Origin of the sequence: Micromonospora sp. NBC_01740 (assembly GCF_035920365.1) — a bacterium.
Classification (GTDB): Bacteria; Actinomycetota; Actinomycetes; order Mycobacteriales; family Micromonosporaceae; genus Micromonospora; species Micromonospora reichwaldensis.
The window spans coordinates 6,305,250-6,325,654 of the sequence record NZ_CP109150.1 but is presented as its reverse complement, the minus strand read 5'-3'; the positions used below and the strand labels follow the sequence as shown (position 1 = coordinate 6,325,654).

The 20,405-nt window shown below is 70.7% G+C and carries 22 protein-coding genes; 11 read left to right on the top strand and 11 right to left on the bottom strand.

Annotated elements, in window-relative coordinates; translation table 11 throughout:
* The first annotated feature begins 73 nt into the window (after nt 1-73).
* A complete protein-coding gene (locus tag OG989_RS27495) occupies nt 74-1,708 on the top strand; it encodes a class I adenylate-forming enzyme family protein (RefSeq protein ID WP_151452317.1) in 1,635 nt (544 codons plus the stop codon).
* Between the two features lie 12 nt (nt 1,709-1,720).
* Here the strand turns inward: OG989_RS27495 and OG989_RS27490 are convergent, their stop codons facing one another.
* Both OG989_RS27490 and OG989_RS27485 read right to left on the bottom strand, forming a co-directional pair.
* Nucleotides 1,721-3,214 (bottom strand): class I adenylate-forming enzyme family protein, encoded by a 1,494-nt coding sequence (locus OG989_RS27490; protein ID WP_151452316.1) that lies wholly within the window; start codon nt 3,212-3,214, stop codon nt 1,721-1,723.
* The gene (locus tag OG989_RS27485; RefSeq protein ID WP_327028931.1) at nt 3,211-4,350 is read right to left on the bottom strand and encodes a zinc-dependent alcohol dehydrogenase; all 1,140 of its coding nucleotides are present in this window, start codon (nt 4,348-4,350) and stop codon (nt 3,211-3,213) included. The genes OG989_RS27490 and OG989_RS27485 overlap by 4 nt, the downstream gene beginning before the upstream one ends.
* 104 nt (nt 4,351-4,454) lie before the next feature.
* On the opposite strand from OG989_RS27485, the gene OG989_RS27480 reads away from it, so the two are divergent.
* From OG989_RS27480 to OG989_RS27455, 6 genes are all read left to right on the top strand, one after another.
* Nucleotides 4,455-5,024 (top strand): 2-oxoacid:acceptor oxidoreductase family protein, encoded by a 570-nt coding sequence (locus tag OG989_RS27480; protein ID WP_151452314.1) that lies wholly within the window; start codon nt 4,455-4,457, stop codon nt 5,022-5,024.
* Nucleotides 5,021-6,100: a hypothetical protein gene (locus tag OG989_RS27475; RefSeq protein WP_151452313.1), complete on the top strand. Its 1,080-nt coding sequence runs from the start codon at nt 5,021-5,023 to the stop codon at nt 6,098-6,100. Before OG989_RS27480 ends, OG989_RS27475 begins: the two co-directional genes overlap by 4 nt.
* Nucleotides 6,097-6,879 (top strand): thiamine pyrophosphate-dependent enzyme, encoded by a 783-nt coding sequence (locus OG989_RS27470; protein WP_151452312.1) that lies wholly within the window; start codon nt 6,097-6,099, stop codon nt 6,877-6,879. Before OG989_RS27475 ends, OG989_RS27470 begins: the two co-directional genes overlap by 4 nt.
* The gene (locus OG989_RS27465; RefSeq protein ID WP_192581208.1) at nt 6,876-7,607 is read left to right on the top strand and encodes a GntR family transcriptional regulator; all 732 of its coding nucleotides are present in this window, start codon (nt 6,876-6,878) and stop codon (nt 7,605-7,607) included. Before OG989_RS27470 ends, OG989_RS27465 begins: the two co-directional genes overlap by 4 nt.
* Complete coding sequence (locus tag OG989_RS27460) at nt 7,604-7,879, top strand: 4Fe-4S dicluster domain-containing protein (protein ID WP_327028930.1); 276 nt, start codon at nt 7,604-7,606, stop codon at nt 7,877-7,879. Before OG989_RS27465 ends, OG989_RS27460 begins: the two co-directional genes overlap by 4 nt.
* A gap of 189 nt (nt 7,880-8,068) precedes the next feature.
* Nucleotides 8,069-8,563 (top strand): GNAT family N-acetyltransferase, encoded by a 495-nt coding sequence (locus OG989_RS27455; protein WP_151452304.1) that lies wholly within the window; start codon nt 8,069-8,071, stop codon nt 8,561-8,563.
* 40 nt (nt 8,564-8,603) lie between these two features.
* Here the strand turns inward: OG989_RS27455 and OG989_RS27450 are convergent, their stop codons facing one another.
* From OG989_RS27450 to OG989_RS27435, 4 genes are read right to left on the bottom strand one after another with little or no spacing between them, the layout of a single operon-like run.
* On the bottom strand, nt 8,604-9,140 hold the full coding sequence (locus tag OG989_RS27450) for an RBBP9/YdeN family alpha/beta hydrolase (protein WP_327028929.1): 537 nt from the start codon (nt 9,138-9,140) through the stop codon (nt 8,604-8,606).
* A 38-nt stretch (nt 9,141-9,178) separates the two neighbouring features.
* A complete protein-coding gene (locus OG989_RS27445) occupies nt 9,179-9,658 on the bottom strand; it encodes an SRPBCC family protein (RefSeq protein ID WP_151452302.1) in 480 nt (159 codons plus the stop codon).
* The gene (locus OG989_RS27440) at nt 9,655-10,017 is read right to left on the bottom strand and encodes a metalloregulator ArsR/SmtB family transcription factor (protein ID WP_151452301.1); all 363 of its coding nucleotides are present in this window, start codon (nt 10,015-10,017) and stop codon (nt 9,655-9,657) included. Before OG989_RS27440 ends, OG989_RS27445 begins: the two co-directional genes overlap by 4 nt.
* 60 nt (nt 10,018-10,077) lie before the next feature.
* The gene (locus OG989_RS27435) at nt 10,078-10,953 is read right to left on the bottom strand and encodes an alpha/beta fold hydrolase (protein WP_327028928.1); all 876 of its coding nucleotides are present in this window, start codon (nt 10,951-10,953) and stop codon (nt 10,078-10,080) included.
* 66 nt (nt 10,954-11,019) lie between these two features.
* Here OG989_RS27435 and OG989_RS27430 point away from each other — a divergent pair, with 66 nt between their 5' ends.
* Nucleotides 11,020-11,196 carry a hypothetical protein gene (locus OG989_RS27430; protein ID WP_327028927.1) on the top strand — a complete coding sequence of 59 codons (177 nt, stop codon included), beginning with the start codon at nt 11,020-11,022 and terminating at the stop codon, nt 11,194-11,196.
* On the opposite strand, the gene OG989_RS27425 is transcribed toward OG989_RS27430, so the two are convergent.
* Nucleotides 11,193-11,690 carry a hypothetical protein gene (locus OG989_RS27425; protein ID WP_327028926.1) on the bottom strand — a complete coding sequence of 166 codons (498 nt, stop codon included), beginning with the start codon at nt 11,688-11,690 and terminating at the stop codon, nt 11,193-11,195. The two genes, OG989_RS27430 and OG989_RS27425, sit on opposite strands and share 4 nt — an antisense overlap.
* A gap of 2 nt (nt 11,691-11,692) precedes the next feature.
* Entirely contained in the window at nt 11,693-12,370 is a 678-nt protein-coding gene (locus OG989_RS27420) for a hypothetical protein (RefSeq protein WP_327028925.1), read from the bottom strand.
* Nucleotides 12,371-12,926: 556 nt separating this feature from the next.
* Here OG989_RS27420 and OG989_RS27415 point away from each other — a divergent pair.
* Complete coding sequence (locus OG989_RS27415; protein ID WP_151452297.1) at nt 12,927-13,532, top strand: YdeI/OmpD-associated family protein; 606 nt, start codon at nt 12,927-12,929, stop codon at nt 13,530-13,532.
* Between the two features lie 693 nt (nt 13,533-14,225).
* On the opposite strand, the gene OG989_RS27410 is transcribed toward OG989_RS27415, so the two are convergent.
* From OG989_RS27410 to OG989_RS27400, 3 genes are all read right to left on the bottom strand, one after another.
* A complete protein-coding gene (locus OG989_RS27410) occupies nt 14,226-14,798 on the bottom strand; it encodes a hypothetical protein (RefSeq protein ID WP_327028924.1) in 573 nt (190 codons plus the stop codon).
* Nucleotides 14,799-14,809: 11 nt separating this feature from the next.
* Nucleotides 14,810-15,823 (bottom strand): papain-like cysteine protease family protein, encoded by a 1,014-nt coding sequence (locus OG989_RS27405; RefSeq protein ID WP_192581205.1) that lies wholly within the window; start codon nt 15,821-15,823, stop codon nt 14,810-14,812.
* 331 nt (nt 15,824-16,154) lie between these two features.
* Nucleotides 16,155-16,550, bottom strand: coding sequence for a hypothetical protein (locus OG989_RS27400; protein WP_327028923.1), 396 nt, complete (start codon nt 16,548-16,550; stop codon nt 16,155-16,157).
* A gap of 727 nt (nt 16,551-17,277) precedes the next feature.
* On the opposite strand from OG989_RS27400, the gene OG989_RS27395 reads away from it, so the two are divergent.
* Both OG989_RS27395 and OG989_RS27390 read left to right on the top strand, forming a co-directional pair.
* Complete coding sequence (locus OG989_RS27395) at nt 17,278-18,447, top strand: ISAs1 family transposase (protein WP_327027839.1); 1,170 nt, start codon at nt 17,278-17,280, stop codon at nt 18,445-18,447.
* Between the two features lie 387 nt (nt 18,448-18,834).
* The gene (locus OG989_RS27390; protein ID WP_327028922.1) at nt 18,835-20,352 is read left to right on the top strand and encodes an argininosuccinate lyase; all 1,518 of its coding nucleotides are present in this window, start codon (nt 18,835-18,837) and stop codon (nt 20,350-20,352) included.
* Nucleotides 20,353-20,405: the final 53 nt, after the last annotated feature.

Here is a 20,405-nt window from a genome sequence, read left to right as displayed (position 1 = left end):
CCCGCCTCCTTGACACGTCTCGTCGTACGGCCACAGAATGCCATAAACAAGCGCTTGTTTGGTAGGGGTGACGATGCAGGTGAACGAGGTCGCGGCTCTCTTCCCACCCGGAACGGCCCCGGTCGCCGGCAGCGCCCACGAGCGCTACGTCGCGCAGCGGCTGGCCGAGGTGGGTCGGTGGGGCGACGACACCCTGGTCGACCGGGTACGCCGGCACGCCGGCCTGATCGGCGGGCGGGCCGCCTTCGTCGCGGGGGCCGACCGGGTCACCTGGCAGGGCCTCGACGACCTCTCCGACCGGCTGGCCGCGGTGCTGCTGCGGCACGGTCTCGCGCGCGGCGAGCGGGTCGGCGTACTGCTCCCGGACGGCGTCGCGGTGCACGTGGCCTATCTGGCCGCGCTGAAGGCGGGAGTGGTGGTGGTCGCCGTCGGGCCGCGCGCCGGCCGGCTGGAGGTGCGGCACCTGCTCACCACCAGCGGCGCCACCGCGCTGATCAGCCATGCCGAGCACCGGGGCACGCCGGTCGCCGGGCTGGTCGAGGGTCTGCCGCTGCGGGTCCGGCTGGAGCTGCCGGCGACCGTGACGGAGGCGGGCTGGCCCGGCCCGACCGACGCCGAGCGGGCGCTGATCGCCGAGCGGACCCTGGGCCTCGGCGACATCCACCTGCTCAACGGCACGTCCGGCACCACGGGCATGCCCAAGTGCGTGGTGCACAACCAGAACCGGTGGATGTACTACCACCAGCTCGCCGTCGAGGCCGGCGCGCTCACCGGTGACGACGTCTTCCTCACCCTGATCCCCGCCCCGTACGGCTTCGCCCAGTGGACGGCCAACTTCACCCCCACCCTGCTCGGCGCGCCGACGGTGGTGATGCCCCGGTTCGACGCCACCGGGGCGCTGGAGCTCATCGAGCGGGAACGGGTGACCGTGCTCTGCTGCGTGAGCACGCAGTTCATCATGATGCTGAACGCCGACCCGGGCCGCTACGACCTCAGCTCGCTGCGGTGCATGTTCACCGGCGGGGAGGCGGTGCCCTTCGAGCGGGCCGCCGAGTTCGAGCGCCGTACCGGTGCCCGCGTACTCCAGTTCTTCGGCTCGAACGAGACCGGGGCGCTGTCGCGTACCACGATGGACGACGACATCGACGCGCGGCTGCGGACGGCGGGCCGGGTGATCGACGAGATGAACGTCCGGCTGTTCGCGGAGGACGGCACCGACGTCACCGCCGCCGGCGGCCCCGGCCAGGCGGCCTGCGCCGGCCCGGCGACCTGCCTCGGCTACTTCGCCGACCCGGCGGCCAACGAACGCCTCTTCACCCCCGACGGGTGGATGCTGACCGGGGACATCTGCACCAGCGACGCGGACGGCTACCTGCGGGTGGTCGACCGCAAGCAGGACTTCATCATCCGGGGCGGCAAGAACGTCAGCGCGGCGGCGGTGGAGGACCAGGTCGGCTCGCACCCGGCGGTCGCCATGGTGGCGGCGGTGGCGGTGCCCGATCCGACGTACGGCGAGCGGGTGTGCGCGGTGGTGGTCCCGCGTCCCGGTGCCACGCTCGACCTGGACGGGTTGCGCGCGCACCTCGCCGACCGGGGTGTCAGCAAGGAGAACTGGCCGGAGCGGTTGGAGATCGTCGACGACCTGCCGCGTGGCTCCGGTGGCAAGATCGCCAAGGCCGAGCTCCGCGCCCGGCTCCGCGCCGGTTGACCCCGCCCGCCGTCACGAGGCGCTCCGCAGCGACTCCCGGATGCGCGACCGCTGCACCTGGCCGGTGGCGGGAGTGCGCGGGATGGCCGGCAGCACGACCACCCGGCGCGGCTGCTTGAAACCGGCCAGCCGACCGGCGACGTGGCCGCGTACCGTGCCGACGTCCGGCGGGGTGGCGCCGGGCGCCAGCACCAGGACCGCGCAGACGACCTCGCCCCAACGGTCGTCGGGCAGGCCGACCACGGCCACGTCGACGACGCCGGCCAGGCCGCGCAGGGCCGCCTCCACCTCGACCGGCGAGACCGACTCGCCCCCGGTCCGGATCACCTCCCGGACCCGGCCGGTGAGGTGCAGGTAGCCCTCCTCGTCCAGGCGGCCCAGGTCGCCCGATCGGTAGACGCCGTCCGGCAGAGCGGCCGCCGTCTCGGCGGGCAACCGGTGGTAGCCCGACATCAGCGCCGGGCCCGTGACCAGCACCTCGCCGACCTGTCCGACGCCCTCGGCGGCCACCCAGAGGGCGCCCGGGAAGGCCGGCCGGCCGACGCTGCCCGGCTTCCGGGCCAGGTCCGCGTCCGGCAGCGCGCTCATCCGACCGGCCTCGGTGGAGCCGTACAGGATGGTCGTGGTGGTGCCGGGCAACCGGTCCTTGATCCGCGCGACCAGATCGGCCGGCAGGGCCGAGGTGCCGGTGTCGGCGTGCCGCAGCGAGGAGAGGTCGGCCCGCCGGTGCTCGCTGTCGAGCAGCCGCTCCCACACCGCCGGGATGCAGTAGAGCGCGGCCGGCCGTTCGGTGCGGACCACGTCGATCAGCCGGGCCGCGTCGGCCCGGGGCACCAGGTGCACGGCCGTCCGGTTCTGCCACGCCTCCAGCACGTAGTGCCAGCCGCCGTAGTGGTAGAGCGGGAAGCTGCACAACACGCCGCCCGGGCCGCGGATCGCGGCGGTGAAGGTGCCGCCGCCCGGCGCGGCGCGCAGCCAGCTGGCCCGGTGGCTGACCAGCGCGCCCTTCGGCTGACCGGTGCTGCCGCTGGTGAGGTAGATGATGTGCGGGTCGGTGTCGGCCAGCCGGTCGGCGCCCGCCGGCGCGGTGGCCGCCGCCCGGGCGGTGAGCGCGTCGAGGTCGGCACCGGCGCCCGGTGCCCCGCCGAGGCCGGCCAGCGGTGCTCCCGCCGGCGCGTCCGTCCGGTCGCTGACCAGGAGGCGGGGCTCCAGGTAGTCGAGCACGGCCTCGGTCTCGACGGGGGAGAGGCCCGGATTGAGCGGTACGAAGACCGCCCCGAGGCGGGCGCAGGCGACGAAACCGTCGAGGGTACGCAGGGTCGGCGCCGCCGACCAGGCCACCCGGTCGCCGGCCCGCACCCCCAGCCCGGCGAGGGCGTTCGCCGTGCGGTTCGCCTGCCGGTCCAGCTCGCCGAAGGTGATCCGTCGGCCGCACAGGGTGGCCGCCACGGCGGTCGGGGTCATCCGGGCGGTCAGCCGGACGATCTCGCCGATCAGCAGGCTCACGGCTGCCCCCAGCCGGCGCCGAGCCGGACCTGGGCGGGGTTGATCGCGCCGTACCTCGTCTTGTCCCGGGTCATCCGCACCGCCTCCGGAATGGCCTCGATGCCGGTCAGTTGATGCGTCACCAGGGACTCCACGTCGACGTCGGAGCGGGCCACCAGGCGCAGGGCCTGGGTGAAGACGGTTCCGGAGGGGGAGTATCCGCCGGCGCCGGAACGGGGATGCAGCAGGGAGACCGCCCGCTCACGGAGCAGGCCGAGGGGTGCCGGCGCGCCGTCGGGCAGCACCGAGACGCCGACCACCCGGCCACCCCGGCGGGCGCAGCGGGCGGCCAGTTCCAGGGTGTCCACGCCGGACAGGCCGTGCCCCGGTGACCCGCCCGCGGTCTCGACGACCACGTCCGCGCCGACGCCCCCGGTCGCCGCCAGGATCGCCGTCAGCACCGGATGCTCCCCCTCGGTGCCGTCCGTCGTCGCGTCGATGACGAGGTCGGCGCCGAACCGCCGGGCCAGGGCGAGCTTGGCCGGGCTCCGGCCGCTGACCGCGACGAGGCCGGCGTTGCCACGGCGGGCGACCTGGACGGCGAGCAGGCCCATCACGCCGGCGCCGAGGACCAGGACGCTCTCGCCCGGCGCGACGGCGGCCAGGGCGTGGGCGTGCAGCGCCCCGGCGAGCGGCTGGATCGCCGCGCCCGCGGTGGCGCTCACCCCCGCGGGGATCGGCACCACGGCGCTCTCGGGTACGACCACCCGCTCGGCCAGCGCCCCCGGGCGGGTGAAGCCCAGAAACTCGGGCCGGCCGCAGGCGTCGGCGCGGTCGTGCCGGCAGGCGGCACAGCGCCCGCAGGTCAGCGTCTCGACGGCGGTGACCCGGTCACCCGGCCGGTAGCGCCGGACCCCGGCGCCGACCGCGCCGACCACCCCGCAGAACTCGTGCCCCCCGAAGCGGACCGGGCCGTCCGCCAGCGCCTCGGCCAGCCGTCGGTGCAGGGCGATCGGCTCACCGGCGATCAGCATGCACTCGGTGACGCTCGGCTGTACGCACGAGACGTCGATCAGCACCTCACCGGGGCCGACCTCCGGATCGGGCACCTCGTCGACCCGGAGGTCGCCGAAGCCGTGCAGGACGGCGGCGCGCATCGTGCTCCTTCCGACGGGCGGGGGTCGGGACGGCCCTTGCCTTGCCGATTGAATTTTGTATCTAATATCCAAACAAGGTCAAGGACTGAGCTGGGGAGGACCGCATGGAGCGTGAACTCGTGGTCACCGGCGTCGGCGGTCAGGGCATCCAGCTACTCGCCAAGACCCTCGCGCTCGCCGCCACCCGCGAAGGGCGGTACGCCATGCTGACCGCCGACTACGGCGGCGAGATGCGCGGCGGCCCCTCCCGGGCCGGCGTGGTGATCGGCGACGCGCCGCTGCGGAGCCTGCCGGTGCTCGCCGCCGCCTGGTCGGCAATCGTCGTCCACCACCGGTTCAGCGAGCCGGCCCTGGCGCGGCTGCGCCCCGGCGGGCCGGCGGTGGTGAACGTGCCGCTCGTCGACCCGGCGAGCCTGCCCGAGACGACCGTGTACCCGGTGGACGCCAGCGCTGTGGCGAAGTCCGTCGACGCGCCCCAGGCGATCGGGTTCGTGCTGCTCGGGGCGTACAACGCGGTCGCCCGGGCGGTCGACCCCGAGGCGCTGGTCGAGGCGATGACCGAGCTGCTGCCGCCGTACCGCCGGCAACACGCCCCGGCCAACGCCCGGGCGCTCGCCGCCGGCGCCGCCGTGCCCGCGGTGGCGGTCGGCGCCCCGGTGGGGGTGACGTCGTGACCCGGGAGTTGCTGGAGGGCAGCGCGGCCATCGCGGCGGCGGCGATCACCGCCGGCTGCCGCTTCTTCGCCGGCTACCCGATGTCGCCGTTCACCGGCCTGCTCGAGAGCATGTCGCGCGAGCTGCCGGCGGCCGGTGGGGTGTGCGTCAACGCCGAGAGCGAGATCGAAGGGGTCAACATGGTGCTCGGCGCGGCGGCGGCCGGCGCCCGGGCCGCCACGGGTTCCTGCGGCCAGGGGATCGCCCTGATGCAGGAGACGATCGCCGAGGCGGCGCTCAACCAGACCCCGTTCGTCGTCTTCAACATGGCCCGCAACCAGCAGGACTACTTCCAGTGCACGCGCGGCGGCGGCTGGGGCGACTACCGGACGATCACCCTCGCGCCGAAGGACGTCACCGAGGCGGTCGCGCACACCCAACTGAGCTTCCACCTCGCCGAGCTGTACCGCGCCCCGGTGATCCTGTACGGCGACCCCCTGATCGCCCAGACCCGCGTCTCGGTCACCGTGGCGCCCCAGGACCACGGGCCGCTGCCGGAGCGGGACTGGGTGCTCGACGGCACGGGCGGCGGCACCGGCCGGTCCCGCCAGGTCTGGACCTGGGCGATGGGCAAGGCGACCGACCCGGGCCCCGGCCCGGACCGGCACTGGCGGGCGGTGGCCGACAAGTTCGACGCCATCGCCGCCACCGAGGCCCGGTTCGAGCAGGCGCACGTCGAGGACGCCGAGACGGTGGTGGTGGCCTTCGGCACCGCGGCGCTCTTCGTCGAGTACGTGGTCGAGCAGCTGCGCGCCGAGGGACACCGGATCGGGTGGTTCCGGCCGGTGACCCTGTGGCCGTTCCCCGGGGACGCGTTGGCCGCCGCCACCACCGGGGCCCGCCGGGTGCTCGTGTTCGAACTCAACGCCGGGCAGATGCTCGACGACGTCCGCATCCACGCCGCCGACCGCTCGGCCGTCCGGTTCATCGGCGGAGTCAGCATCGCCGAGTCCGGCCTCGCCTACGGCGACCTGATGGACGCGCCGGCGATCCGGGACCGGATCCTCGCCGCACTCACCGGAGGTGCCTCCGCATGACCCGGGAACAGATCGTCATCGACACGTCGGGCCCGCCCTCGGTGCCCGCCCGCAAGGTGGCCGACCCACGACCGTCGCTGCTCCTCGGCGAGCACTCGCTCTGCCCGGGCTGCGGCGAGCCGGTCGCGCTGCGGCTGCTGCTGGAGGTCCTTCAGGAACTCGACATCGTGCAGCGGACCATCGGGGTGGTGGGGCACGGCTGCTACGGCAGCTTTGTACGGATCATGGACGTCGACGTGCTCCAGTGCCTGCACGGCCGGGCGCCCTCCTGCGCCACCGGTATCAAGCGGGTCCGGCCGGAGTGCGCCGTGTTCACCATGCAGGGCGACGGCGACATGGCCAACGAGGGGCTCCAGGAGGTCCTGCACGCCGCCGCCCGGGGCGAGAAGATCACCTGCGTCATGCTCAACAACGGCGTCTTCGGCGACACCGGCGGCCAGCTCACCGCGACCACCGTGCTCGGCCAGCGGACCAAGACCAGCCTGGCCGGTCGGGACGCGGAGGCGCACGGATACCCCATCCCGGTGGCCGATCTGGTCGCGGGGTTGCAGGGCAGCGCCTACGTCGCCCGGGGCGCGGTCTCCACCGCCGGCGGGGTGGCCCAGACGAAACGGATGCTGCGCCGCGCCTTCGAGACGCAGCTTTCCGGTGCCGGGTTCAGCCTGGTGGAGATCCTCACCATGTGCCCCACGGGATGGTTCGTGCCGGCCGGCGAGGGTCCCGGATATCTTGGCGGGTCGCTGGAGCAGAGCTATCCACTCGGGGAGTTGGTCACATGACGGCGCTGGTACGGGCGAAGGCGGGTGAGGCCGTCGCCGGACACATTCTCGGGCTGCTCTTCGACGGCACGCTGCGCAGTGGTGACCGGATCGACCTCGACAGCATCGCCACCACCCTCGACGTCAGCCGGGTCCCGGTCCGGGAGGGGCTGATGCAGTTGGAGCGCGACGGCCTGGTGAGCATGCCGCACTACCGGGGCGCGTTCGTCTCCGCCTTCGACGCGGGCACGGTCCGCGAGGCGTTCGAGCTGTACGGCATGCTGAGCGCGCTGACCAGCAGCCGGGCGGCCACGTCCGGCGACGCCGGGCTGCGCGAGACGCTCGACAAGCTCATCGAGGCGCTGGGCGGCTGCGACCAGGTGGACGAGTTCGAGCGGCTGGCCCGGGAGTTCCGCAAGGTGGTCAACCTCGCCGCCGCCGGGCCGCACCTGAGGGCGCTGCTGCGTACCTTCAGCGGTCTGGTGCCGGTCGCGGCAAGGTTCTCGATCGAGGACGCGATGGACGAGGAACGGGCCGCGTTGCGCCGCGAACACGCGGCGCTGACGGCCGGCGATCCCGAGGCCGCCGCCGAGGCGAGCCTCGACCACGTGTTGATGACGGCCGAGAACGCGGTGCGGGCGCTGCAACGACGCGGCGTCTTCGCGGCGGAGGCCGCGCCGCCCGCCACCGGGGACCGGGCCCGACTGCTCGGCATCGTGCGGGCCACGACCGGAGGAGTACGCCCGTGACGGCACCGGAGAACACGACGAGAAGCAGCCGGGGCACCCTGGTCATCGACGTCGAGAGCTGCAAGGGTTGCGAGCTGTGCGTCATCGCCTGCCCGCCCGAGGTGCTCGTGATGTCCGATGAGGTCAACGAGATGGGCTACCGGTTTCCGGAGCTGACACCGGGCTGCACCGGCTGCACCGCGTGCCAGATGGTCTGCCCCGACTTCGTCTTCTCGGTCTACCGGCTGACGCCGGCCAGGACGGACGGGGGGCCGGACCGCGCCGCCCGATGACGCTGCCGTCTTCGCCGCTACGAGGTCCATTAGGGCGAAGCCGAGGGACGCTTCGCCGGGTACGCCCGCCGGGTCGCAGCCCCGGCCCGCTCCGCCGAACCAGTCGGCGGCAGTGGAGTGGGCCGACGTAGCGCCCATGCGACAGGAACCAGGTTGCCTGGTCTCCACACCTGCGGCAGCCTTCGCGACGTGATCGAGACGCGTGTGCTCACCGAGGGCGATTGGAAGACCTGGCGGGATCTGCGGCTCGCCGCGCTGGCGGAGGCGCCGTACGCCTTCGGTTCCCAACTGGCGGATTGGCAGGGTGACGGCGACCGGGAGGAACGCTGGCGCGGTCGGCTGGCCATTCCCGGCTCATACAACGTCGTGGCGACGCTCGACGGGCATCCCGTCGGCATGGCCAGCGGGGTGCCGACCGATCAGGATCGCGTTGTCGAGCTGATCTCGATGTACGTGGCGCCGGTGGGACGTGGCCAGAGTGTGGGCGACCTCCTCGTGCGGGCGGTCGAGCAGTGGGCTCGGCTGGTTGGCGCGAGGACTCTGCGCCTGGCCGTGGCGGAGGGCAACAGGAACGCCTGGGCGCTCTACCGGCGCAACGGCTTCCGTGACACGGGTGAGCTCGGCGACCTCATGCCCGACGGTCTGCGTAGGGAGCACATCATGGCCAAGGGGCTCACCGCTTAGCGGACCGGTCCGACGGGTCGGTGCCGTCGCGCCGGCGGCGTCAGGGGATGAGCCGGTCGAGCAGCTCGAACCGCTCGTACGGCTGGTCGTAGTCGCCGAAGTGCCCGTCGTCGCGCACGATCTGGGTGCCGCCGAGCCGCTCGAACATGGCGCGCCCCTGCCGGTCGTCGCAGCCGTACGGATCCTCCCGGGAGTTGATGAAGTAGATGTCGCGTACGTGCGACCGGATCGCGGCCCAGTCGTAGCCCTGCTGGAGGACCGGTTCCTCCTCGGTGTTGGGCCGGGTGCAGTATCCGGCGACCAGGATCGCCTGGGCGACGGTCACGTCCACGTGTTCCAGGAGCGCGAGCAGGAGGGCCGCGCCGCCGGAGTGGCCCACGAGGACCGTGTCCTCGTCGAAGCTGTGCCCGTTGAGCACCTTCGGCAGGAACGTGGCGATCGGCTCGACGTTGATGCCCGGGTGGTGCGGCACCTCGACGTCGTATCCCCGGGCCGCGAGCCGCCCTGCCAGCCAGGGATACCAGCACGCGTCCGGGTTGCCGCCGGTCCCGTGGAAGATGATCGCGCTGCGCCCCACCGTGCCCCCTTCGGATCGACGTCCTGATCACATCACCTCTACCGCTGCGCTTCGAAGTGCTCCTTCATCGCGGGGTAGTAGTCGTCGAAGTCCGGCGCCGGCTGGCCGTCATGGGAGGCGGTCAACGCGTCCAGGTAGTACTCCCAACCGGGTCCGACCTCGCCGACGCCCTCCGTGCCGGTCAGGTGCTGCGTGAACCGGAGCTCGGTCACGCCCGCGCTTTCGACCAGCACCAGGTCCAGATGCCAGCTGCCGTGCTCGTCCACCGCGGAAACCGCCAGCCGGTGCGGCGGTTCGCACGCGTCGATGGTCATGTCCATCCAGGGCTCGCCCTCCTCGTACGCCATCTGGACCTTGATCGTGCGTCCGGGCGCGGCATCGCCCTGCCACGGGCCGAACCAGCGTGCGGTGCGCGCCGGATCGGTGAGGCTGGCCCAGACGTCGGCCACGGGAGCGCGGAACGTGCGGGTCAGCACGAGGTCGTCGCCGATCAGTCGGCCGGTGGGTGTGGGGCTCATGCGGTCTCCTTCTCCGATGGGTGCCGCTTGGCGGCCGTCTGCCGCTCGCGGCGGGTGCGGTAGACCTCGGTCTCCAGCGCGTCGAGGCGGTGCTGCCAGCCGGACGGGCGCATCAGCCGTCCCAGCCACCCGGTCAGCTCGTCGAGCGGCGCGGTGACCAGCGTGTAGACACGCCTGCGTCCGTCGGCCGTGTCGCGCACCAGGCCGGCCTCGCGTAACACGCGCAGGTGACGGCTGACGGCCGGCCGGCTGATCACGAACCGGTCGGCGATCTGGCCGGCCGAGAGCGGTTCGTCGCGCAGCATCAGCAGGATCTCCCGCCGAACCGGATCGGCGATCGCGGCAGCCACCTCGTCCACGCCGAAAGGGTAACCAGGTTGTTACGCTTTTGGCAACGTCGCGCCCACGGGTGGACCGGCTCACGCGTTGTCGAGCACGAACGCCCGCATGAGTTCGGCGCACTCCGCCGCGTGCGTCTCCAACAGGAGGTGGCCACCGTCGTAGATGTGCGCGTCCAGGCGCTCGAGAACGCGGTGGTAGGCGAGGACCTCGTCGACGTCGAAGTACGCGTCGTGCCGTCCCCACAGCACGAGCGCCGGCGGCTGGTGAGCGCGGTGGTACGCGGCGAGCTCATCGAAGCGGGCGACGTGGTTGGCGTAGTCGGTGAACAGCGCGAACTGCGCGTCGACGTTGCCGGGCCGGCTCATGCGCTCCCAGTCGAGGTGCCACGACTCGGGTGCGTGCAGGGCGCGCAGCCGTTCGGGCAGCCCGGCCAGGTACTGGTCGCGGGTACCGGCGAAGTTCAACCAGTCCGGCAGGTCGGCGCGCTTGGCGTCGGTCGGGTCGGCCCAGTAGGCCCGGGCGCTGTCCCACTGCTCGCCGAGGCCGTCCTGGTGCGCGTTGCCGCTCTGCACGATCAGGCCGCGGATGCGGGTCGGGGCGCGGGTGGCCAGGTGGTATCCCACCGGCGCGCCGAAGTCGTGCAGATAGACGAAGAGGCGCTCGATCCCGAGCTGGTCGAGAAGGTTCTCGATCGTCCAGGAGAGGTTCTCGAACGTGTAGTCGTAGTCGTCGACGGTTGGCGACGAGGACATCCCGAAGCCGGGCAGATCCGGCGCGATCACGTGCGCGACGTCGGCGAGTGTGGGCATGACCTCGCGGAACGTGTGCGACGAGGAGGGGAATCCGTGCAGCAGCAGTACCGCCGGCTGGCCGGGGCGCCCGGCCTCGCGGAAGAACACTTCCAGTCCGTCGACGTCGGCCCGTCGATGGCGGACCTTCTGGACGGCCCGCATCGCGTCCTCCTCCCGGCTGCCCCGGCGAGGGGCAGCATGCCGACATCGGCTCCGAGTCTGGCGAGTGTGGTGCCGGTGGTCACCGTCGCGTCCGGCTACGGCCGCGAGGATCAGATGTACGCCCAACAGCAGCCGGACACCGACACCGCCCAGCCCATCGTGCCGGACCCGAACCGACGTTGCCCGGCCAACTCGACATTCGTCTCCGGTTCCGCCGCGATCCGCGCGGCCCGCGATCTCTAGCCGGGAGGCGCCGCGATGCCGAGGGCCCCGGTGAGCTCGACGATTCCGTCCCCGAACGGACCCGGACGCTCCTCAAGTGCGCTCGCGAGTCGATCGGGGCCGGCGACGAGGCCCGCCTTCTCGGCCCATCGCAGCAGTCCGGCGGCGGCCTGGCTGTTGAGCGGCTCGAACCTGTCGTCGTCGTCGACGAGAGCCCGGACGACCTCCTCGTTGAGGTAGAACTCGACGGCCTCGCCGGCGGGGTCGGCCGCCGTGGCGAAGGCGCAGTCGCTGTCGAAGACCGACAGCGCGATGGCCGGTGCCGTCGTCTCCAGCGCGAGGTCGTTGGCCAGGTCGTCGGGCGAGGTGTCGTCGACCGGGCCGAGGAACCCGATCCGCCAGCCGTCGGCGCGGACGTTGTCGGTCACGGCCACGAACAGGTCGTCGACGCACGCCAGTTCGTCGAGCCGCGTGTCGCCGGTGCGGGCGATGATGACAAGACCGGAGTAGCCCACGATCATCCCTGCCGTTCGGTGAGGCGCTGGCTGGCGAGTGCCAGGGCGTCGGCGGCCAGCGAGTCGGGGCTGTGGTCGTGCCAGCCCGCGGTCTCGGCCGTGACCGCGTCCACGTCGCCGCGCTGAGCGTGCGCGTAGGCGCGGATGACGCCGCCACTCCAACTTCCGTCCGGCCAACGGCCGGCCTTCCACCGTCCGGAGGCGAGCTGCTCGGCGCGGGCCCGGGCGGATCGGTCGCGGTCTGCCTCGATGGCGGCGAGCATCGCGTCGAAGTCGCCCAGCCAGCTCTTCATGCGAGGCAGGTTCTCCGCCAGCCAGGTCCGCACGATGGTGGCGGCGCGTTCCGCGTCGGCTTCCGTGGCCAGCGAGAACGTGTGGTCGGACAGCTCCGCGGTGTCGTCGGTCGCCACCAGTCGGTGGTGCCAGACGCTGTGGTGCGGCATGGCGTCACGGCGGGGATCGTTCTCCCCGAAGTAGTACCGCAGGTGCGGGGCGAGCAGCACCCCGACGTTGATGAAGAATTCGACCTCTCCCCTCAGCGCGGTGGTGCGCTGGATGTCGAGGGCGATGCCGTTGCCATCGCGGTCGAAGTACCGGAAGACCGGCCCGCGGCGGACGAAGTCGGCGGCTGCCAGGTCGGCTTCGATGAGTTCGACGAACCGTCGTAGCAAGGCGTTCACGAGGCGGCACGGTACAGCGCGCCCCCGACAGGCCGCAGATCGTCGACCGACCTCCTGCACGCCGAGACCGGGACGAAGATCGACCTCGGCGCGATGCCCCCGGAGAGTGTTGCTCGATGCCGAGCAGCGTGGGCGCGGCTCACCGGACGTCGGACGTGCGTCGTCCACGGCAACCCAACAACCCTGGCAACGTCCGCATGACCGCGAGCAGGTCGCGCTGATCGACTGGGACGAGTCGTACGTCGACGTCCCCGACCTCGTGCTGCCCGGCAACGCCGCCGGCCTCGACGACGGCGCGCTCGACATCACCGGGCAGGCGTCGGCCGCCTGGGAAGCCGCCGTCGCTGGGACGACGAGTACGCGGTCAGGCGGCTCGCCGAGGTTCGAGCGGTCTGAGAACGCGTTCGAGGAGTGGGGTCATTGGCGGCCGAGTGCGCACAGTTCCACAGGGCGTGGACCGAAGAGGGATCGCCGAACGGCATGCGCCGGCAGCCCGACGAGCCGGGCTGTCCCACAGGCAGAGGCTGCGGCCACGGCGCAGCGATAGCCTGCCGTCATGGTGAGCGCCGAACTGGATGAGTTGATCGTCGTGGACGCCGAGTCGCTGCGGGCGTGGTTGTCGGCCAACCACGCCACGTCGCCCGGTGTCTGGCTCGCCCTGACCAGGAAGGGCGGCACGGTCACGACGCTGACCTGGCAGCAGGCGGTCGACGAGGCCCTGTGTTTCGGCTGGATCGATGGGCAGGCTCGTAAGCGGGACCAGGAGACCTCCTGGATCCGGTTCACCCCGCGCCGGCCCCGCAGTTCCTGGTCGCAACGCAACGTCGCCCACGTGGCGCGGCTGGAGGAGCAGGGGCGGATGCTGCCCTCCGGCCGGGCCGCGGTGGAAGCCGCGAAGGCGGACGGGCGGTGGGCGGCCGCCTACGCCCCGCCGTCGGAAGCCGAGGTGCCGGACGACCTCCTCGCCGCCATCGCTGCCGACCCCGCCGCCCAGGCCATGTTCGACGTACTCACCAAGACCAACCGGTTCGCTCTCATCCACCGTGTCAACGGGGTCAAACGGGCGCAGACCCGCGAGCGGAAGATCGGCGAGTTCGTCGCCATGCTGGCCCGTCACGAGACGATCTACCCGCAGAAGGCCAAGCCTCCGCCCACGCCGTGATCGGCATTTCATGATCATGGACACTGATCTGGCCACGAACGGTGCTGGGACGGGCTGGCGCCACGTGTCGGTCAGCTGGCGAGCTGGTCGCGGCGGCGGGTGAGGTAGGCCCGCTCCGCGACGCCGGACACCGCGACGAACCGCAGGATGAGCGCCAGCATCCACCATCTACGCACGTGTGACCCCCTGACCGGCTTGCACCAGCCCCATGTCGCGAAGGTGCCTGCTGTTGGATCGCTCCAACGCGACTGATGCGGAGTTCTCCAGCCGACCAGCCCTCGCTGTCACGGATACGAAGGGTGGGGATTCCGAGCAGGCCATGGGGTCACAGGCGCGACGCTGACGAACCACACAAGGCAGAAACTGCTCATGGTTACCGGTGGAGGCGGGGGTCACCCATTCCTGTCGGGCTATGCGACGGCCGGCCATCTGTTCGCCGAGCGGCTGCGCGCCCGCGCAGGCGAGGTTGCGATCGGCCGCAGGGTGGCTCGTCTGGCGCCGGGAGGGAGCTGGCAGGTGGTCGAGGCGGCCCGGACGCCGTTCGAGTCCGACGCCAAGGCGGTGGTGGCCACGATGCGGGCCCGTGGCGACAGGGGCGACTACGAGGTCTCCGAATGGTCCTGATCGCGGGCCCCGCCGGGCCGTCCGCACCGCCTGCCGGGGCCAGGGTGCGGCCCTGGCCCCGGCAGGCGGTTAGGCGGAACTTTCGGGCGGGCCCATCTTGCCGGCCAGTTTGCGCAGGTCGTCGAGGAACACAGCCGGGAGTAGCGGCTTGCCGTCCTTGCCGATCGGCGACGGAGCCAGCGGCACCAGCAGGTCGACCAGCGGCGAATGCAACCAGAGCGCCATCACATACAGGGCGGACACGCGGAGCAGGCGCAGTTCGAAGCTCGCCGCCGCTACCTGGGGCAGCCGGTTGGCGATCTTCAGCGCCTTGTCGGTGGCGGCGACGAACGGCCCCTCGGTGAACTGCGCCACCTCGTGTGTGCCGTCCGGCTTCTCGGCGGTCTCGGCGCTGGCGATGAGCTGGCCGCCGTCGACGACCAGGAACCGCCAGCCGACCGGCTGCGCCTGGTCGAGGCCGCCGCCGGCGGTGACGACGTCCAGTCCGAGGGTGAAGACCTGGTGCGGGGTGTTCAGGTCGAGGTTCTCCTTGCGGGCCTGGCGTAGGGCCTTGGTGGAGAATCGACCGCTGTCGGCGAGGGCGTTCAGCTTCGCGCGGACCTTGTCGGGTACGCCCTGCGGGTCGGGCATGTGCACCGGCATTCCGTAGCTCCTCAGGCCTGCGTCTTGTAGGTGTGGGTCCAGCTACCACTGCCCTGGTACCGGTTCCGGAAGGCCTCGTACGTCACGTCCGAGTCCCCGTACCACGGGTCCCCGACGCTCACGTACTCCACGCCGTCGGCGACGTAGCGTCCCCGTACCACGAGGATGTGCCCCCCGCCGCCGGCCCAGGCCGTGTTTATCGCGAACGGCCGGGACTTGGCCAACTCGGCTCCGACCTGGGCCGGGGTCAGCACGCCGACCAAGCGCTCACGAAGGTGCCCGACCCGCTGCATCGGCCCCTCCGGCCAGGAACCCTGGTTGCACGGCCAGTTCGCGCCGGCGTCGCCACAGCAGTTGTTCACCCCGCGCTCCGCGTTGACCAGCGAGCACTGGGTCCAGTTCGTGTTCGCGTTGTAGAACGCGGCGATGCTGACCGCGCTCGCCGCCCAGCACCACTGGGTCTGCACCTGGGGCTGCATGGCGAAGTTCAGCCGCTGGTCGACCATGTTGATGAAGAACTTCTCGTGCGACCCGCCGTTGGCGTTGTACTGACAGTTCACCGTGCCGCCACCGTTGCCGTTGTTGGCGGTGAACCCGGAAGCTTCCATACGCAGGTACACGTTCGGGAAGGCTGCCGACTCGAACGACATCGACCCGTCCGCCTGCGCCTTGGCCTTGAACCGCTCGTAGGCGCTGGGCGGGCTGCCGGCCGGGGTGAACTGGCAGTTCACCGTTCCGCCACCGTTGACGGTCTGCGAGGTGACACCGGTGCCGTCCATCCGCACGTACACGTTCGGAAAGAACACCGACTCGAACGAGTACGTGCCGTCAGTTTGCCTGCGGACCCTGAACCGCTCGAAGTCGCCGACCGGGGTGTACTGGCAGTTGACGTACCCACCGCCGGTGGAGGTGGCGGCGGTCACGCCACCACCGGCCAGTCGCAGGAACACGTTGGGAAATGCCGTCGACCGGATCGTCACCGGGGTGTCGTCGAGCGAGGCGAGGTCGGGCACGGACAAGGGCATGTAGCCTTTCTCCTTTCGATTGTGGTGTTCCCGGGCAGGGCGCATCCGCGTTCGGAGAGCACGGCAAAGGGCAACTCGTTCTTACTGTGGCGGCGGCCCGAATTGGCGCACGGGAGGCGAACAGATCCATTCGGATCTGCGCGCGGAAATGAGGCAACTTGCGGAGTGGAAGTGAGCCGATCGGTCCGATCCAGTATTCGTCACGCTCGGCATTCACGCAAGGTGCGCAACCAGCTACCTCTCGTGATCGCGCGGGGTGCGGTCCGTGATGACCCGATTGAAGATAATGCTTGTTTCCGTCCTGGTGGGGCCCGGTGTCGCGTAATTTAGGTCAGTATTCGCCCTTGTTGGCGTGGGTTTCAAGGACCTCGACATTGACCCAACGGGTCTTGTCAAAATCTCGCTGGCGGGGTTGATCCAGGTGAGCCGGGCCGGGGACGAGGTCCGGATCCGGGCGAAGCCTTCCTGCTGCGTCCCACGCCGCCGTACGCAGCAGCCGCTGCATCGCCTGCGGATCGTCGTGACCCGTCCGTTCCGCGAGGGGCCAGCAGGTCTTGCGTTCTATGCCCGACAGCTGCCCTTCCACGAACTGCGCCGCCGCCGCGCGCGGCCCGGCCCGCACGAACCGGTCAGCAACACGTGTCACGGCCTCGTCCAGGATGACCCGCCACCCGGCGGGGTCTACGCTGCGGCACACGGCCGCCGCACGATCTTCGGTTGTCCTCACGAACCATCGATGATCAACGCGGTGGCCGTCTTCATGCCCGCGCCACGCCCAACGCCGGAGCCAAGTGACGTTGGAGTGCCAAGCAGACCAGTGCTGGTGGAGCACTGGTGCGCCGCGACCGTGAACGAACGCCAGCTCCTGCTCGTCGAACTGCGGGTGTCGCGCGCTGGGCCGGTGAACGACGGCAAGGAGAAGTACGCCCTATCCGCCGTATCGCCGTCCCACAATGCCTCGATCGCCAAGACCGGCTCGATGAGCCGTGCCGCCGGCACGGGCGGTGGAAGGGAAGTTGTCGCCGTCCGGGGGGTCGGAACGCCATGCCCGCCCGTACGGTCGGTAGTCGCGGATGATGCTTCCAGTTAGCGCCATCGACGGAGCCTGGAATTCCGCTTGAAGGGGCCACGTGCAGACAGGCACTGTCCCGTGTCGGCTGACGAGGGGATGGGGTCAACCAAATCCCCTGACACCTTCCGAGTTTCCACGCGCCAATGGCACTCGTCCGTCCTGGCCGTCAGCCTGCCAGCAGTATCAATGGCCATGGGTGGCCCCGGCCGGGGGAAAAGTCCCACCATCGTTGGGGTGCCCAGCAGGGCCCCGGCAAAGTCGTGACGGTGTCTGACTTGAGTGGACTGGAGTAGAAGCGCCGTTGTTGATGGCAGCAAGACGGGCATGACCGTTTCAGAAGATCATCAAGGTTCCTACGCCGTGTTGATCGCCGAAGTGAGTCATGCCCGCCCTGCCATCATCGCTGATCTCGTCGGTGTCGTGTGCACCGGCTCTGACCGTGTCCGAAGCCGCTGGCGGACTGCTCGCTGCGTTGGCCGATCTGCCTGATCCGCGGGCCCGGCGAGGTGTGCGGCACCGGCTGTCGGTGGTGGTGTCTGCTGCGGTGTGCGCGGTGGTGGCCGGCAACCGGTCGTACAGCGCGATCGCTGAGTGGGTCGCCGACGTGCCGGCGGCGACTGCGTTCGCGCTGGGCATGGCCCCGGATCGGCGTCCGTCCGAGGCGATGATCCGCCGGCTGTTGCAGGCTATAGACCCGCAGGTACTGACCGCGGCAGTCAGCGTCTGGCTTGCCAGCCGGGCTACTACCGGCACGTCGGGGCCCCGGCGAGCGATCGCGGTCGACGGCAAGACCCTGCGCGGCTCGCGCACCACCGACACCGCAGCCCGGCATGTGATGGCCGCCTGCGATCAGGCGGTCGGCGTGGTCCTGGCCAGTACCGACGTCAACGGCAAGACCAATGAGATCACCCGATTCCAGCCGCTGCTCGACCAGATCGACGACCTGCGCGACACCGTGATCACCGCAGACGCGCTGCACTGCCAGCGTGAGCACGTCGACTACCTCGCCGAACGCGGCGCGCACTGGATCCTGACCGTCAAGGGCAACCAACCGAGCCTGCACAGCCAGCTCTCCGGTCTGCCCTGGCGGGCCGTCCCGGACGCCTTCCGCGACACCGACCGCGGGCACGGCCGCCGCGAGATCCGTACCGTGAAGACCCTGACGATCTCCACCGGCATCGACTTCCCCCACGCCGCTCAAGCCCTACAGATCCGCCGCCGCAGACGGCGCCTGGACCAGCCGAAACGCTTCACCACCGAGACCATCTACGCCATCACCGACCTGCGCGTGCACCAAGCAAAACCGGCACAGCTGGCCGCATGGATCCGCGGCCACTGGTCGATCGAGAACAAGATCCACTGGGTGCGTGACGTCACCTACGACGAAGACCGATCCCAAATCCGCACCGGAACCGGACCCGAGGTCATGGCCGCCCTACGCAACGCCGCCATCAGCGCCCTCCGCACCGCCGGAATCACCAACATCGCCGCCGCCAACCGACATCACGCCCGCGACAGCAGCCGCCCCCTGGCACTACTCGGCATCACCTGACGACTTTGCCGGGGCCCTGGGGTGCCCAGGCGGGTGCTTCGGAGCCGGGTGCTGGGAAGAACAAATACGACCTGTACCAGACATAGCGCGCGAAATGCAGTCCCTTGCGGGGCGTGAGGCGCGCGGCTACTCTCGCCCCATCGAAGACCGCGCATTGGCACGAACTGCCGATTCATGCTCCGTTGCCTGCACGAGTTCGTAATCGCTCCACGGGGGAGTTGGGCTCATGTCTGCTGACGGCAAGCGTCGAATTCGTCCAGTGCCGCCGATCGCGCCTTCCTTGTGAATCGTCGCACCCACCTCAGGTGACTGTCCTTCATTCGAGGCGGTCCGATCCGCAGGCGATGTCACGCGCCCCGGGGCGCGGACTCGGGTTGCAGTCCGGCCGTGCAGCTCCGTAACGGGGGTCTTCAGTTGCAACTCGTTCCCGAGGGCTCCGCCCTGATGTCAGGACGGTTGTCCAGCGGTCCGTCCCGGCAGGTGCATGACGAAATCCTCCGACCGCAGTTCGACTTCGACATGACTCACCTGCTTCCTCACTATCTCGCTGTGGAAGTGGTCCTCCTGCTCGAGTACGAGCGGATGGGAGTCATCACCGGCGATCAACGACGAGACATCGCGGACAGACTTTGCAGGATCGACGAGTCCACGCTCAGCGCCGACCCCGCCACCAACATGTCCGACACGTCGATGGCCATCGAGCAGTGGGTGCATGGTCAGTTGACCGAGCCGGTCCCGGCCTGGCACGTCGACCGCAGTCGTAACGACTCTCAGGCGACCGCACACGCTCTCGCGGCACGCGAGTGGTTGGGTGGGGCGGCAGAGGACCTGCTGGGCCTCGGTGAGGCTGTCCATCGACTCGCCAACGGCACGACCGACCTGCTGATGCCGGGATACACCCACCTCCAGGCGGCCCAGGTGATCACTCCCGGCTTCTACCTGGCCGCCCTCTCCCAGCAGATTCTGCACAACCTGCGCCGTTGGCTCGCCACCTACGACGGCAACGACCTCTCACCGCTCGGCGCGGGCTCGATGGCCGGCCAAGAGTTGCCCTGGGACCGGCACCGCATGGCGCACCTGCTCGGCTTCGCGGGACCGGTTCCGCACGCCCTGACCGCCGTGGCGTCCCGGTCGCTGGCCTTGGAGATGATGGCGGAATTCTCCATTCTGGGTGCCGAACTGAGCCGCTTCGTCACCGATCTCATGACCTGGGGCAGCAACGAGTACGGCTTCATCGACCTGCCTGACGAGCTTTCCGGCATCTCGGCGGCGATGCCGCAGAAGAAGAACTTCCCGATCCTGGAGCGGATCCGCGGAAAGCTGGCGCATCTCGGCGCCTTCGGTGTGGACATCGTCCTCGCCCAACGCTCGACGCCCTATTCCAACATGGTGGAGGTGTCCAAGGAGGCGACCGCGAACCTCCATGTCTCCGTCGCCACCACGCGGACGGCCCTGCGGCTCTTCTCGACCGTCGTCGACAACCTGCGTTTCCGGTCGGACCGGATGCGGGAAGCCTGCCGGCGGGAGTATCTGGGCGCGTTCGCACTGGCGAACGACCTGACCCTCAACGACGGGATCCCCTGGCGCGACGCCCAGATCGTCGTCGGGCAGTACATCGCCGCCGCCATTTCCGCCGACATCCCGCCCTATCCCGGAGACCCCGGGCTGTTGGTCGAGGTCGCCGGCCGGCACGGATACCAGGTCTCCGACGCCGCACGCGTGCTCGCCGACGCCTTCGACATCGAGAAGGCGATTCGTGGAAAGCGGTCGACGGGCTCGGTCAATCCGCAGGCGTTGGCCGACCTGCTCGCCAGCCAGGCGGACAAGTTCCGGCTCCTCCGGCAGCAGTGGGACGACCGTCGTGCACGGCGAGGTTCCGCTCGGGCGCTGCTCGGGCGTCGATGAGCGTCGAATCAGGGGAAGAATGACGATCTTGAGCGGAGCAGCCCGGGTGGGCG

Excerpts from the sequence above, each read along its gene's own strand:
- OG989_RS27495 (WP_151452317.1), top strand. The coding sequence starts at position 74 with ATGCAGGTGAACGAGGTCGCGGCTCTCTTCCCACCCGGAACGGCCCCG.
- OG989_RS27485 (WP_327028931.1), bottom strand. The coding sequence starts at position 4,350 with ATGCGCGCCGCCGTCCTGCACGGCTTCGGCGACCTCCGGGTCGACGAG.
- OG989_RS27480 (WP_151452314.1), top strand. The coding sequence starts at position 4,455 with ATGGAGCGTGAACTCGTGGTCACCGGCGTCGGCGGTCAGGGCATCCAG.
- OG989_RS27470 (WP_151452312.1), top strand. The coding sequence starts at position 6,097 with ATGACCCGGGAACAGATCGTCATCGACACGTCGGGCCCGCCCTCGGTG.
- OG989_RS27465 (WP_192581208.1), top strand. The coding sequence starts at position 6,876 with ATGACGGCGCTGGTACGGGCGAAGGCGGGTGAGGCCGTCGCCGGACAC.
- OG989_RS27445 (WP_151452302.1), bottom strand. The coding sequence starts at position 9,658 with ATGAGCCCCACACCCACCGGCCGACTGATCGGCGACGACCTCGTGCTG.
- OG989_RS27435 (WP_327028928.1), bottom strand. The coding sequence starts at position 10,953 with ATGCGGGCCGTCCAGAAGGTCCGCCATCGACGGGCCGACGTCGACGGA.
- OG989_RS27415 (WP_151452297.1), top strand. The coding sequence starts at position 12,927 with ATGGTGAGCGCCGAACTGGATGAGTTGATCGTCGTGGACGCCGAGTCG.
- OG989_RS27410 (WP_327028924.1), bottom strand. The coding sequence starts at position 14,798 with ATGCCGGTGCACATGCCCGACCCGCAGGGCGTACCCGACAAGGTCCGC.
- OG989_RS27405 (WP_192581205.1), bottom strand. The coding sequence starts at position 15,823 with ATGCCCTTGTCCGTGCCCGACCTCGCCTCGCTCGACGACACCCCGGTG.
- OG989_RS27395 (WP_327027839.1), top strand. The coding sequence starts at position 17,278 with ATGCCCGCCCTGCCATCATCGCTGATCTCGTCGGTGTCGTGTGCACCG.